The sequence below is a fragment of the Pacificimonas sp. ICDLI1SI03 genome, assembly GCF_054740865.1.
In genome coordinates, this window is the sequence record NZ_JBSQAU010000001.1 from 2278903 (window position 1) to 2293199 (window position 14297).

Consider the following 14297-nt stretch of genomic DNA (forward strand, 5'->3'; position numbering starts at 1 on the left):
TCTAGGGCTACGGCACGAACTGGGCGGCGATCGTCATCGGGGTGTCGAGATACATTCGTGAAGCAGGGAACAGTAACATGACGATGATCAACACCAATGTAAGCGCCCTTCGCGCCCAGGCCGCCTCCGGTACGGCGAACAAGGATCTGACGACCACGATGGAACGTCTGTCGACCGGTCGCCGCATCAACAGCGCCAAGGACGACGCCGCCGGCCTCGCCATTTCACAGCGCATGACCGCGAACATCCGCGGCGCCAACGTCGCCATCCGCAATGCCAATGACGGCATTTCAATGGCGCAGACGGCGGAAGGTGCCCTGGGCGAAGTCACCAACATTCTGCAGCGCGTCCGCGAACTGGCCGTTCAGTCCGCCAGTGGCACGCTGAGCGCGGACGACCGCGTCAGCCTGCAGTCGGAAACCGATCTGCTGCTGGAAGAAGTCAACAACATTGCCAAGACGACCAACTTCAACGGCCTGAAGCTGCTCGACGGCAGCGCGAGCGACGTGAAACTGCAGACAGGCATCAATGCGTCCGACACGATCAGCGTTTCGTCGGGCGACGTCCGCACCAACAGCCTCGGTCTTACCGCAGGCGGTCAGGCTGGCCAGCTGGTGACGGGCCGCGTCGATGCCGGCACGGTCACCGCCGGTGATGTCACCTTCAATGGTGTCGACGCTCTTGCGGAAGACGTCACGCTGACCGCCGACGACGCCGCCAAGGATCTGGCTGCCGCCATCAACGCCAACACCGCCAAGACCGGCATTACCGCGACGGCCTCCAATAACGTCACCAGCGCCAAGTTCGACGCCGACTCGACCTTTGCCGCGGGCGACCTGACGATCAACGATACGGCGATTGCCGCATCGGGCAGCGTCGAGGAGCTGGTCAGCAACATCAACCGCGCCGACACCGGCGTTACGGCGACCCTCAACTCCGACAACACCGTGACACTGTCCAACAGTGACGGCAGCGACATCGAAATCGCGTCGACCGCCAGCACGGACAGCGCCAAGTTCACCTCCGCAACCAATCAGGGCTACCTCAGCCTGCAGTCCGCCGACGGCAAGGACATCCAAGTTGACGTGAAGCAGGCCACCGCGGGCACGTACACGGCGGGCGAAATCCAGACTGCCCAGCAGTTCGGCCTGAACCTTTCGGCTGATGGCGTCAGCTTCACTGGCAGCAGCGATCAGTCTGCCGCGACCGGCACTTTGGCCGCCGGTCAGCTGACCCTGAACGGTGAAGACATTGTGGGTGCCTACACGACGGGCGCCGAACTGGTCACGCTGATCAACAATTCGTCGGACACCACCGGCGTGCAGGCTTCGCTCGATGGCGACAATCGTCTGAAGCTGGTATCGACCGATGGCAGCGCGGTTCGCATCGAAGGTTCGGCCGCTGGCACCTATGGGTTCTCCGATCAGGGTGGCACGGACAAGTTCTCGTCCAAGCTCGATATCTCCAGCCAGAGCGCCGCTTCGGATGCACTGGGTCGGATCGACAAGGCGCTGAACAACGTGTCCGAAACGCGCGGTAACCTCGGTGCGGTCCAGAACCGCCTGGAAAGCACGGTCAACAACCTGACCAATACTTCGACCAACCTGTCCAGCGCCCGTTCGCGGATCGAGGATGCCGATTTCGCGGCGGAAACGACGAAGCTGGCAAAGTCGCAGATTCTGCAGCAGGCTGCTCAGGCGATGCTGGCACAGGCCAACCAGTCGCAGCAGGGTGTTCTCAGCCTGCTCCGCTAAGTGTTGCAAACAGGCGCCGTTCCGGCGCCTTGGGATCGGGGTCCGGCCTTTGCCGGGCCCCGATTTGCGTCAGGGCGGATAAACCGCCTTTGGCCGCGCATGACTGGCCCGTTCCTCAGGCCGCTTCTGCGATCCAGCGCCCGATCTTGTCCTCCAGCACGGCCATGGGCAGCACGCCCGTTTCCAGCACCTGGGCATGATAATCGCGGATGTCGAACCCATCCCCCAGCGCCTGCGCCGCCTCGTCGCGCAGCTTCGCAATCGTCAGTTCGCCGATCTTGTAGGCGCACGCCTGTCCCGGATAGGCGATGTAGCGGTCGATCTCGACGACCACGTCCCCTTCCGCCATCGACGTGTTGGCCAGCATGTAGTCGATCGCCTGCTGGCGCGACCATTGTTTCGCGTGCAGGCCGGTATCGACGACCAGGCGCACCGCGCGCAGCATTTCCATGTCCAGATGGCCGAAATATTGCCACGGGTCAGTGAACATGCCCAGCTGCGGCCCCAGCGATTCCGCATATAGCCCCCAGCCCTCCGTGTAGGCGGTGGCGCGGCCGAACCGCAATATGTCGGGCAAATCCTTGTTCTCTATGGCCAGTGTCAGCTGGAAATGGTGGCCCGGAATGCCCTCGTGCAGGGTCAGCGTCTCCAGCGTGGGGATGGGCCGCGTGTCCAGCATGGACATGTTGAAATACAGTGTGCCGGGCGTGACCCCGTCCGGCTGGCCGGGGCGGTAATAGCCGGTGCCGCGCTGATCGCCCAGCGCGGGCAGTGGCGCGACGCGGAACGGCGCCTTTGGCCAGCGATGGAACAGGTTCGGTATGGATTCCCATATGCGCGCCTCAATGGACGCGAAGCGGTCCAGCAGCTGCTGCGGTTCCTTGTAATAGAATTCCGGGTTGGACCTCACATATTCGAACATGGCGGACAGGTCGCCGTCGAACGCCACCTTGTCGCGCACGGTCTCCATCTCCGCGCGGATACGCGCTACCTCCGACAGGCCCAGCGCATGGATGTCGTCGGCACTGCGCGGGGTGGTGGTGTGATAGGCCAGTTCCCAGGCGTACAGATCCTCGCCATCCTTCATTGCCGACCGTCCCGGCGCCTCCGTGGCGGCGGGCAGATATTCGTCGGTCAGATAATCCTGCCACAGCCGATAGCCGGGATAGACTTCATCCTTGATGACCCGGTCATAGGCCTCTTGAAACCGCGCCCGGTCCGCTGCCGAAATGCTGTCCGGCATATCGCGTATCGCCGCATGAAAGGGGCTCTCCTCCGGCGGCAGGGCCAGCATTGCCTCCACCTGCGACAGCACGTTGCGCACGATGATCTGCGGCTGGATATAGCCGTTCGCGCGTCCCTCCCGCAGCCGCGCGACCGTGCTGTTCAGCCAGCCGGCAAATCCGGTCAGCCGTGCCAGGCCGCGCTCATAATCCGCCGGCGTTTCAAAGGCGGCACCGCCACCTGAAACGAAATCCGGCAGCTCCACCTGTAATCCGAACGACGGGTTTAGCGGTGCCAGTTGCTGGACGCGGAACAGCCCCTTGTCGAATTGTTCTGCAACCTGCCCTGTCTTGTAGGCAAATACGTCATAGGCCAGCTGCTCCGTCGGCGTCAGCGCCGCGCGGTCGATGCGTTCCAGCGCCGCCAGATCGTGGCGTACATTGGCCTCCAGCGTGGTGGCGAACGCGTCCGACAGGGGGTCGACGAAGGCCGGCAATTCGGTTTCGGCGCCGCGCCGTTCGGCCTCCAGCGGGTGCAGCCGGTCGTCCGCCGCCGCCGACGCCGCCAGCAATTCCTTCAGCGCCTGGCTCGCACCGCTGCCGCCCTGTGCCAGTGCTGGACATACAGGCAATAGTGCAATCGCCGCCGCCGCGCCCAGCAGGCTGCGCCGTGACAGCCCGTCTGCTCGTCCAAACCCTGAATTGTGCATTTCTCGTCTCCCGCCATCTCGGCGAATAGAGACAATCGCTTGCCGCCTAATGCAAGTCGCTGCTTCACCTCCTATGGCAGGGGCGGATCGCCGATCCTTTCGGTCGTCTCAGTGAACTCGTTAATTTTAGGGAAATAATTGGTTCGCCGATGTTGCCCTAGGCCTTCGCCTGCCGGCCTAGTTTGCGTTCCCTGCAACGAATTCCGCCACTCTGTTGCATTGAGTGATTCGTAATAGCACCGCAGCATTCATTTGAGTGTAAAGGTGCGCGCGTGCCGGGGATATGATGACGGCCGCGCATGCGATCAGGGATCGGGGGAATGATGAAGCGACATTTTGCGATAATCGGCTTGGCGCTGGCATGTCTGTCAGCCTTTTTCCCGGCGCAGGCACAGGATGCGGCGGCGCCGTCGGCACCCGCCGAACCGCTGGTGGCCCTCGTCGGCGGCAATATCGTCGATGTGAATACAGGGCAGGTTACGCCGAACGGCACCGTGCTGGTTCGCGGCGAACGGATCGAGGCGATCGGCGCCGCCGACGCCGTCCCGATCCCCGCCGGTACCCGCAGCATTCCCATGCAGGGCAAGTGGCTGGTGCCGGGCCTGATGAACATGCACGTGCATTTCGGGCTGAAGCTGCCGGGCGCTGCGGGCAACGCCCTGATCGACGAAACGGATGCCGAGCAGGCGCTGCGTATGGCGGACAATGCCTATCGCTCGCTTTGGTCCGGCGTCACGACGGTGCGTCTGACGGCAGAGGATCACGGCAATGATTTCGCATTGCGTCAGGCCATTCGCGACGGGCAGGCCCTTGGGCCGCGTATCGAAACCGCAGGCGAACTGATCGTGCCGACCGGCGGACACGGCTTTCTTGAGGTCGATGGACCCTATGCCTTTGCAAAGGCGGCGCGCGAGCAGATCAAGCGCGGCGCCAGCTGGATCAAGATCGCCATTTCCGGCGGCATTTCGGACACGCACGGCAGCATTTCCGCCGCGCCGATGACCGATGACGAACTGTCCACCCTGATAGAGGTGGCGCATCGCAACGGCGTAAAGGTGACTGCCCATAATGGGTCGACAGAGGCGGCGAAGCAGGCGCTGAAATACGGCATCGACTGTTTCGAACATGGCTATCATCTGGACGAGGATATCCTGCGCCAGATGAAGGAGGATGATGTCTGGCTGGTGCCCACAATCGTCGTCAGCCAGCCGGGCGCCTATGAATTCTATCGCAAGATCGGATCACCGGATTGGTATCTCGACCGCGTCGCGTCGACCGGCAAGGATCATTGGGCCATGCTGCAGAACGCCATCCGCATGGGCGTCAACGTCGCGCTCGGCACCGATCAGTTTCCCTACGAGCCGAATGACGGAACGACGGCGACGGTCGCGGAGGCGGAATTGTACGTAAAGGCGGGGATGACGCCGCTGCAGGCGCTGCAGGCGGCGACGATGCAACCCGCGCGCATGCTGGAACTCGCCGATTCCATCGGCTCGCTGGAGGCGGGGAAATATGCCGACATCATCGCAGTCGACGCCAATCCGGTGGACGATATCGCCGCGCTCAGGACCATCGATTTCGTCATGAAGGGCGGCGCCGTCATCCGTAATGACGACGCACCGGCGGAGATTACGCGGCCCTTCGACTAAGGCTGCGATTGAGGGGAATAGGGGAATGGGAATGACTCATTTGGCTTCACTGCTGGCGGCGCTTCGCCTGCTATTCGTGGCCGTTCTGGTCGCCGTGCCGGCGCAGGCCGAGATGGTTGCGCTGGTTGGTGGCAATGTCGTCGATCTTGAGGGCGGCGCACCGATCCGCGATGCCGTCGTGCTGGTCGACGGTGAACGCATTACGGCGATCGGATCCCGCGCCGACGTACCGGTTCCCGCAGGTGCACGCGTCGTGCCCATGGACGGCAAATGGCTCGCCCCCGGCCTGATGAACATGCACATTCATTTGGACCTCAACCTTCCGGGCGAGGCGCATGTCTATGACGAGGCATCGGACGCGCGCGCGTTGCGTGCCCTCGAAAATGCGCAGAAGTCGCTGCAGGTCGGCGTTACCACCATCCGGCTGACCGGTTCGAACGGCGGCAGCGATTTTGCCGTGAAGCATGCCATCGACAGCGGCATGTTCGACGGGCCGCGCATTCACACGGCCGGCGAATCGCTGGTGCCGACGGGCGGCCATGGCAAGATGGAGGTTAACGGCCCCTATGCATTCGCGCGCGGCGTGCGCGAACAGATCAAGCGCGGCGCCACCTGGATAAAGCTTGGCATATCCGGCGGCATTTCCGACGTGCGCGGCGCCATCGGCGCGTCTCCTTTCACGGACGAGGAATTGCAGACCGCGATAGAGGTCGCGCACCGCAATGGCGTGAAGGTGACCGGCCATACCGGCTCGCCGGTCGCGTCGAAGGTCGCGATAGAGGCGGGCATCGACAGTTTCGAACATGGCTATTTCTTCACGCCCGAGGTGCTGGAGATGATGGTCGACAAGGGCGTCTGGTACGTTCCCACCATCGTCGTCAGCCAGGAGGGGGCGCTGGAATTCTATCGCAAGATCGGATCGCCGCCCTGGTATCTTGAACGGCAGGCATCGGTTGGAAAGGTGCACTGGCAGACGCTGAAGGATGCGATTGCCGCCGGCGTGAACATCGCGCTGGGCACCGACCAATATCCGTTCGAGCCGAACAGCGGCACCAATGCCACCGTGGCAGAGGCGGAACTCTACCGCGACGCCGGCATGACGAACCTTCAGGCTCTCCGCGCCGCGACCATCGAGCCGGCGCGCATGCTTGAAGTGGACGATGAAGTCGGTCGGCTTGCGCCCAATTATTATGCGGACATCGTCGCCATGGATGCCGATCCCACTGCCGATATCGGCGCACTGCGGACGATCGGCTTCGTCATGAAGGGAGGGGACATCGTACGCAACGACAGCGCGGACTAATTTGCATTGGGCGCAACGAAAACCGTATTACAATGCTGTTGCAACAACATGCTGCTTGTTCGACAGTCATGTTCAGAATGGTTGCTGGCATGGAGGGCCCGGAGGGGGCGGTTGCCAGCGACCGGCACAGTTAAGGGGGAAGTACCATGATGAAATTTGCAGTTACGTTCGGAACGGCGGCGATGCTTCTGGCAGGTTGTTCGCAACCCAGTGAAACGCCAGCGCAGACCGAGGAAAATTCGGCGGCCATGGATGCAGGCGCCACCGGCGCAGATACCGCGGTCGCGACAGAGGATGGCGATGAATTCCAGGAATTCTTCGTCTGGTGGAACGAGGCGTTCAAGACGCCGGGCGCATTCACCGCCGCGAATTTCGGCAACTACCTGACGCCGGATGCAAAACTCATTCTCGAGGGGCAGACCGTCATCGACGGCCTCGACCAGTGGGCGGAACATTTCCAGCGTATTCAGAGCGGCGGCGGCGACGTTGAGATCGTCGTGCCGTTCAAGACCGTCTTCCGGGAAGGCGACAAGATCTACACCTATCATGTCATCCGCTCGCGCCGCGACGGCGAAGTCGCCTGCGCTCTGGCGGCCGGACATGCCGACATGGTGGACGGGAAGATCTCTGCCATAACCCTGGTGCGAAGTGACCTGGACGCGGACGAGGATACGCTCGATCCGCAATGCTGGACCGAGTGAGTAAACGGGCAAAGACCCGCCGAGCGAGCGCTTAGTTTCAGATCCGTCCCGGCCCCTCCTTTCGATCAGGAGGGGCCGCAACAGGAGATATTTCATGTATAAGTCAATTTCGACAAAGGCTAATTTCGTCATCGGAACTGCTGCCGTTGCGCTCCTGGCCGGCATGGCGGCTGCTCCCGCGACCGCCCAGGACGGCGCTCCGCCTCCCCCGGCGCAGCCCCGCGTGTCCTCGTCTTTCGCGATGGAGGAAATCGTCGTTACGGCGCAGCGCCGCGAAGAATCGCTGCAGGATGTTGCCCTCGCAATTTCCGCCGTTTCCGAAGGGACGCTAGAGGCGCAGAACGTTCAGGACGTCGAGGATTATTTCGCGCTCGTTCCCAATGTCAGCTTCAAATCGAACGGGTCGCGCGATCGCAAGGACTTGTCGATCCGCGGTATCTCCAACCTTCTCAATCCCTATGCCGATGTGCGTCAGGGGACTTACGGCTTCTATATCGACGAATTCAACGTCGCCCCCGGCACCAGCAATCCGCAACTGGCCGACCTTCAGCGGATTGAGGTTCTGCGTGGTCCGCAGGGCACCTATTTCGGGCGTAATTCCGTCGGCGGCGCGATCAACATCATCACCAACAAGCCGTCGCAGGAATTCGAGGGCGAAGTCGGCCTCGGCTATAGCAGCTTCGACACATGGGAAGGGCACGCCGTTCTGAACGTGCCGGTCGTGCAGGACGTGCTTGCAGTCAGGGCGTCCGGCCAGTTCGCCACCTCGGACGGCAACATCACCAATATCAACGCCATCGGCGGCGGCAATGACAGCGAATATTATAATGGCCGCGTTCAGGCCCGCCTGACCCCGACGGACCGTCTGACCTGGGATTTCACCTATAGCTATTCGGACGAAACGAACGGCATGCGTGCCGGTGTGCCGACGGGCTTTCTGACGAACACCTGGCGCGCGGTCTATTACGGTGCCAGCGGCCAGGGGCCGAACGATCCGATCGACATCACCGATCCCGATGGCGTCGGCTTCTATCCGGAAAATGATGACGAGGTGAATTTCAATCGGCCGCAAGAGGTCGGCAGCCAGTACGACTTCGTTTCCACGCGTGCGCAGTATGATTTCGACACCTTCTCCGTCGTCGGCATCTTGGGCAACATAACGGCTGAAATCTTCAACTATGGCGACGTCGATGGCGGCAGCCCGGACTTCTTCTACGAGGATCTGCTGCTGCAGCGCGAATCGACCAGCGGCGAACTGCGCGTCCAGTCACTCGGTGCACAGACCTTCGAATGGAGCGTTGGCGTGACCGCCGGCAAGGATGAGGGGTCGAACGATCAGTCGACCTTCCACGGCGCCGACAGCCCGTTGTGCGATTCTTGCGAAGGCCTGGAAGTCACCGGTGCCGATTCCGAAAGCGAGAGCAAATATTGGGCCGTCTTTGGTGAAGCGACCTATCATTTCTCCGATCAGTTCGCCGCAATGGTCGGCGGCCGCTATTCCTACGAAAAACTCAGCAATGTGTCTGAGACGCGGTCGAACGAACAGCTTACGGGTACGAACGATCGTTCCGCCTCGTTCAAGGATTTCTCCCCCAAATTCACGCTGACCTACACGCCGCAGGACGATGTCTTGGTGTATGCAACCGTTTCACGGGGCTTTAAATCCGGCGGTACTCAGACGTCCGGCAGCGAACAATTGCGCGACGAATTCGATCCGGAAGTCCTCTGGAACTACGAACTCGGCACCAAGTTCGAACTGTTCGACAAGCGTCTGCGCTTCGACATCACCGCCTTCTACATGGACTGGCAGGACGTTCAGCAGACGATCCGCTTTCAGTTCATCGATCCGAATACCGGCCTGCTGCGCGGCGTCAGCGGCGTTGCAAATGCCGCGTCTGCCGAAAGCTATGGTGTCGAGCTCAGCTTCGATGCGCGCGTGACGCCGCAGTTCATGCTCAGTGGACAGGTGGGTTATAATAAGGCGACCTTCACCGACTATCCGAACGCGCTGATCGACGGCGGCGAAATCGATGTCAGCGGCGAAGACCTGCCCAACGCGCCCCGCTGGACGGCAAGTGCTCAGGCGCAATATTATCTGCCCATCACCGCCGTCTATGACGGTTACGTGCGTGCGGAATATAAATTCCGCGACGAGGTTCTCTCGGACGATTACGCCTATCGTTATAATTATTATCCGTTCATCTCGCCCAGCTACCACACCTTCAATCTGCGTCTCGGCGTGGAAAGCGAGGCGGTCCGCACGGAAGTCTATGTGGAAAACCTGTTCGACGAGGAATATTTCCCGAACGTCTATCAAAAGGCGTTCTACAGCGGCGTTCAGGTGGAACCGTCCGTGCGCCGTTGGGGCGTGCGCGCCAGCTATAAGTTCTAAGGGTTCTCCCTGGGGATGGACGGCGCAGGTTGCGCCGTCCATTTTCCTTCTCCAATTTCAGGAGTCTGAGATTTGCTGACGCGGCGCACCTTCATCGAAACGGCTGCCTTTGGGGCGCTTCTTGCAAAGACCGGAACGGCTCTTGCTGCCGAAGGCGGCGCTGATGAGGCGCTGACGGCGATGCTTCGCCGTCATGCAGAGGGGCTGCTGCTTCGCTCACCGGAGGAGGCGACGAACGCCGGGTTCGACACAGGATCTCATGCGGCGCTCAGGGGGATGCTGGACGATCGCTCGCTTGCCGGTCGGGCGCGCGATCGTGCTGCGGTCGCCGCCGCGCGGGTGGAACTGGAAACGCGGATCGACCGCGATGCGCTGTCGCCGCGTGCGGCACTCGATTACGATATTGCACATTTCACTTACGAAAATCTCGCCTTCGGGCTCGGCAGCTATGGGTATATGGACCTGAACCTGCGGCCCAGCCCTTATGTCGTCAGCCAGATGAACGGCGCCTATTACTGGCTTCCCGACTTCATCGGTTCACGGCACCCATTGGAAGACGCTGCGGATGTCGACGCCTGGCTGTCCCGCCTGTCTGGTCTGGCGACGGTACTCGATCAGGAAACGCAGCGTATTCGCCATGACGCCGCCCAGGGTGTCGTGCCGCCCGGCTTCGTCATCGACCGCACCTTGCCACAGATTGAGCAACTCCGCGATGCCTCCGTCCTGGACAGCAATCTGACGGCGCCTGCCATTCGCCGCGCAAGCGACGCGGGGCTCGGCGATCTGCAGGACAGGGCCGCGCGCATCATGTCGCGCGAAGTGGCGCCTGCGCTGCAGCGCCAGATCGACGCGCTGTCGGCGCTGCGGGCGGACGCCACCGATATTGGCGGCGTCTGGCGCCTGCCGGAGGGGGACCGCTATTATGCCGGCGCAGTCCGGTCGAACACCACCTCCGACATCGCGCCCGGCGACCTCCACAAGGAGGGGTTGGCACAGTGCGAAGAGCTGATCGCACGCATCGACACGCTGCTGCGCGCACAGGGCATGAGCGAGGGGCCGGTCGGTGCGCGGATAGACGCGCTTAACCGCGATCCCCGTTATCTTCTTTCCAACGACGATGCCGGGCGGAAGGAACTGCTCGCCAAGGCCAAGGCGTTTGTCGACGATATTGAGGGGCGGCTGCCGCAGGCGTTCGGCAATACCACTGTCGATCCGCTCGTCGTCCGCCGCATTCCGCAATCCATTGAAAATGGCGCCCCCGGTGCCTTTTATTCGGCGGGCGCGGACGGCGAGCCGGGCATCTATTCCCTGAACCTTGCCAATCCGGGCGAGCACCCGCTGTGGCGTCTGGCGACGCTTACCCATCACGAGGCCGTGCCCGGCCACCATTTCCAGCACAGCGTCCTCGAAAGTGCGGGCGAATTGCCGCTGTTCCGCCGCATCGTGCGCTTCTCTGCCTATACGGAGGGGTGGGCGCTTTACGCCCAGCAGGTGGCAGAGGAACTCGGTGTGTTCGAGGGGGACCCCCTGGGCGAAATCGGCCAGTTGCAATCGCAACTGTTCCGCGCCGCCCGCATCGTCGTCGACACCGGCATGCACCATGAACGCTGGAGTCGCGAGGAAGCCGTCGACTGGATGGTAACGAACGCCGGCGAACAGCGCGACTCGACCGACCGCGAAGTGGTGCGCTACAGCGTCTATCCGGGTCAGGCGTGCAGCTTCAAGGTTGGCGCGAACAGCATCGTCGCTGCGCGGGAGGCGGCGCGGGCGCGCCTCGGCGACCGTTTCGATATCCGCGGCTTCCACGATCTGGTGCTGGAATCGGGACCGATGCCGATGGCGGTTCTGGATCGCGCGGCCGCGCAGTGGGATCCCGCCGCCTCCGCACCGGATGGCGAATGACCTTCGCGGAATGGACGGCGACGTGACGGAACCGGAACGCGCGCAGCGCCCCCGTTTCTATCGCCTGCTGCTGATCATTCCGTTCATCTGGCAGATCGGCCTCGTGCCCATGGCCAATGACATTCATATCCGCGTCTTTTCCCTGCCGTTTCCAATGGTATGGCAGATGGCGGGCATTCTCATCACCTCTACGATCATCGCCATCGTGTTCCAGCTCGACCGTCGCCGCGACCGGCGCGACGGCGCAGTGCGAGGGGAAGAGACGTGATCCTGGCGCTGACGCTTGCGATCATTCTCGCGACCGTGCTGGGGGCGCTCGTCTATGGCAAGCGTCAGGCGCGCGCCGAACAGACAATGGCCGAATGGGCCGTCGGTGGCCGTCGTTTTGGCGTCCTGATCTTCTGGTTCCTGAACGCCGGAGAGATCTACACCACCTTCGCAGTCCTCGGCATATCGGGCTTCGCCTGGGCCTTCGGCGCCCCGGCCTATCTTGCCCTGACCTCCATATCCCTCGCCGCGACGGTCGGTTACTGGCTGATGCCGAAGATCTGGGCGGCCGGAAAGCGCGGCGATCTGGTAACGCAGGCGGACTTCTTTGCGCATCATTACCGCGCGCCCTGGCTGGGCGTCGTGGTTGGCATCGCCGGCATCGCAGCGCTGATCGTCTACGTGCAGATTCAGATCGTCGCGCTCAGCCTGATCGTCCGGCTGACCCTGGGGCCAGAGGTTGGCGTGATCACCTCCGCCACCATCGCGGCGGTCACCATGCTGGCCTTCGTCTATTTTGCCGGTTTGCGCTCCGCCGCCTTTGCCGCCGCGGTAAAGGACATATTGATGCTGGTGGTCGTCATCGGCCTCTGCTCGACCGTGGCGGCGCAGGTGGGCGCATCGTCGATCCTGGACGTCTATCGTCTGGCGCAGGATACCTATCCCAATATCGGCCATCTGCCGGGGCTGCAGCCGGATGCCGGCCTGTCGACGACATGGCTGATGACCTCGGCGCTGAACGTCGCGCTCGGCACCTGGATCCTGCCCCACATGTTCCAGCTGTGTTATTCCTCGGGCAGCCTCAATACCATTCGCCGCAACGCCATCTGGCAGCCGCTTTATTCGCTGTCCTACTTCTTCATCATCCTGCTGGGTTTCGCGGCATTGCTGGCGGGAACCGCGCCTGCGGGCGGCGACCTCAATGCCGTGCTGATAGAATTCGTCGCGGACAGCTATCCCGCCTGGGCCGTCGGCCTGTTCGCAGGCACCGCCTGCCTGCTGGCGCTGGTGCCGGGATCGGTATTGCTGCTGACCGCCGGATCGATCTTCAGCCGCAATGTCGCCGCGCCGCTGCTGCCCGCCATGGGGGAAAAAACCAGCCTGCTGCTGTCGCGCGGGGCGATGATCGTCTTTGCTGCCATCGCTGTGTATCTGACGGTCGGCGGTTCGGAATCGCTCGTTGAGATCGGTTTGTCTGCCTATGCCGCCATCGGCATGCTGGCACCGGGGGTGTTCCTGGCGTTTATCTGGCCGCGCGCGCATGCTGAGGGCGTTCTGGTCGGCATCGTCGCGGGGTATCTGGCGCTGCTGCTTCCGGCGGCGGAGGCGTTCTGGAACGATTATTTCCCGGAATGGGATCATGGCCTGCTGGCGCTGGGCGTGGCGGCCATCGTAACGATCCTCGCCTGTCTGATCTGGCAGCCGCGACGCGCGAACATTCTCGCCGCCGGCTAGGCGCTATTTACAGCTTCGACCAGATTTTCAGCCGCGATTCCAATATCTGCAACAGTCGCGCCGGCGCGCCGTCCAACTGCCGCCCCAGCCGATAGATCAGGCTAAGGGAACTGTGCTCCAGATCCTCGTCGCGCAGCGGCAGGGATACCAGCGATCCATTCTCGATCTCGGCCACTACGGAAATGGTCGGCAGGATCGTCACCATGCGTCCGTCCTTGGCCAGCTCGCGCATCATGTGGATGGAACTGGTCGTCATTTTGGGTTCCAGCCAGACTTGCATCCGCTTTTCGGCGGCGCGCAATGCCTGCCGGATGCGAAAGCCCGTCGGCGGCAGGCAGATATCATGCCCCGACAGGTCCATCAGGGTGACCGAATTCTTCTGCGCCAGCGGATGGCCCGGCGAACATATGGCGTTCAGCGGCTGTGCGACCGTCACGCGCGTCCTGATCTTCGGTTCCGACGTGGTGCTCAGGATCATGCCGATATGCGCTTCGTCCTCCAGAACCATGCGGATGATTTCGGATGTTGAGGGGGACACGATGGAGGTCGAAATCCCCGGATTATCCGCCTGGAACTGCTCCAGCGTCTCGGTGAAGGACCGGTTCAGGAACCCCTCGCCAATGGCCAGGTCGACGCGGCCCGACTTGATCTCGCGCAGTTCCTGCAATCGCCCGGTCAGCGTTTCGGCATCCGCAACCTGCTGGCGATAGAATTCATGCACCAGATTGCCCGCCTGGGTCAGCCGGATGGAGCGGCGTCCCCGTTCGATCAGGGGCACGCCGAAAACCTGCTCCAGCTGCGAAATCTGGCGGCTGATCGACGATACGGCGACACCGATCCTGTCGCTGGCCAGCCGCATGGACCCCAGATTGGCGGCTTCGTAGAAATAGCGCAGGCGGGCATCCAGCAGGGAGGAATATTCACTCATCCCTCAGGTGTAG

Annotated in this window: 9 protein-coding genes and 2 pseudogenes; 9 read left to right on the plus strand and 2 right to left on the minus strand. The window is 62.4% G+C overall.

Going from position 1 to position 14297, the window contains the following annotated elements:
- Positions 1-83 precede the first annotated feature (83 nt).
- A pseudogene (locus ACSMXM_RS11160) lies at positions 84-1358 on the plus strand (flagellin N-terminal helical domain-containing protein); the annotation flags it as partial.
- Positions 1359-1499: 141 nt separating this feature from the next.
- Positions 1500-1754, plus strand: a pseudogene (locus ACSMXM_RS11165) (flagellin); the annotation flags it as partial.
- A gap of 115 nt (positions 1755-1869) precedes the next feature.
- Here the strand turns inward: ACSMXM_RS11165 and ACSMXM_RS11170 are convergent.
- Positions 1870-3687: a DUF885 domain-containing protein gene (locus tag ACSMXM_RS11170; protein WP_460316116.1), complete on the minus strand. Its 1818-nt coding sequence runs from the start codon at positions 3685-3687 to the stop codon at positions 1870-1872.
- A gap of 320 nt (positions 3688-4007) precedes the next feature.
- On the opposite strand from ACSMXM_RS11170, the gene ACSMXM_RS11175 reads away from it, so the two are divergent.
- The 7 genes from ACSMXM_RS11175 to ACSMXM_RS11205 all read left to right on the plus strand — a co-directional run bounded on the left by ACSMXM_RS11175 (position 4008) and on the right by ACSMXM_RS11205 (position 13356).
- Positions 4008-5336 carry an amidohydrolase family protein gene (locus ACSMXM_RS11175; protein WP_460316118.1) on the plus strand — a complete coding sequence of 443 codons (1329 nt, stop codon included), beginning with the start codon at positions 4008-4010 and terminating at the stop codon, positions 5334-5336.
- A 31-nt stretch (positions 5337-5367) separates the two neighbouring features.
- Positions 5368-6639 (plus strand): amidohydrolase family protein, encoded by a 1272-nt coding sequence (locus ACSMXM_RS11180; RefSeq protein WP_460316120.1) that lies wholly within the window; start codon positions 5368-5370, stop codon positions 6637-6639.
- Positions 6640-6785: 146 nt separating this feature from the next.
- Positions 6786-7340 (plus strand): fimbrillin family protein, encoded by a 555-nt coding sequence (locus ACSMXM_RS11185; protein WP_460316122.1) that lies wholly within the window; start codon positions 6786-6788, stop codon positions 7338-7340.
- 94 nt (positions 7341-7434) lie between these two features.
- Positions 7435-9732 (plus strand): TonB-dependent receptor, encoded by a 2298-nt coding sequence (locus tag ACSMXM_RS11190; protein WP_460316123.1) that lies wholly within the window; start codon positions 7435-7437, stop codon positions 9730-9732.
- Between the two features lie 72 nt (positions 9733-9804).
- Positions 9805-11634 (plus strand): DUF885 domain-containing protein, encoded by a 1830-nt coding sequence (locus tag ACSMXM_RS11195; RefSeq protein WP_460316125.1) that lies wholly within the window; start codon positions 9805-9807, stop codon positions 11632-11634.
- Positions 11624-11902, plus strand: a complete 279-nt coding sequence (locus ACSMXM_RS11200; RefSeq protein WP_460316126.1) for a DUF3311 domain-containing protein — start codon at positions 11624-11626, stop codon at positions 11900-11902. Before ACSMXM_RS11195 ends, ACSMXM_RS11200 begins: the two co-directional genes overlap by 11 nt.
- A complete protein-coding gene (locus ACSMXM_RS11205; RefSeq protein ID WP_460316128.1) occupies positions 11899-13356 on the plus strand; it encodes a sodium:solute symporter family protein in 1458 nt (485 codons plus the stop codon). The genes ACSMXM_RS11200 and ACSMXM_RS11205 overlap by 4 nt, the downstream gene beginning before the upstream one ends.
- A gap of 7 nt (positions 13357-13363) precedes the next feature.
- Here ACSMXM_RS11205 and ACSMXM_RS11210 read toward each other — a convergent pair whose 3' ends face one another.
- Positions 13364-14284, minus strand: a complete 921-nt coding sequence (locus ACSMXM_RS11210) for a LysR family transcriptional regulator (protein WP_460316129.1) — start codon at positions 14282-14284, stop codon at positions 13364-13366.
- Positions 14285-14297 lie beyond the last annotated feature (13 nt).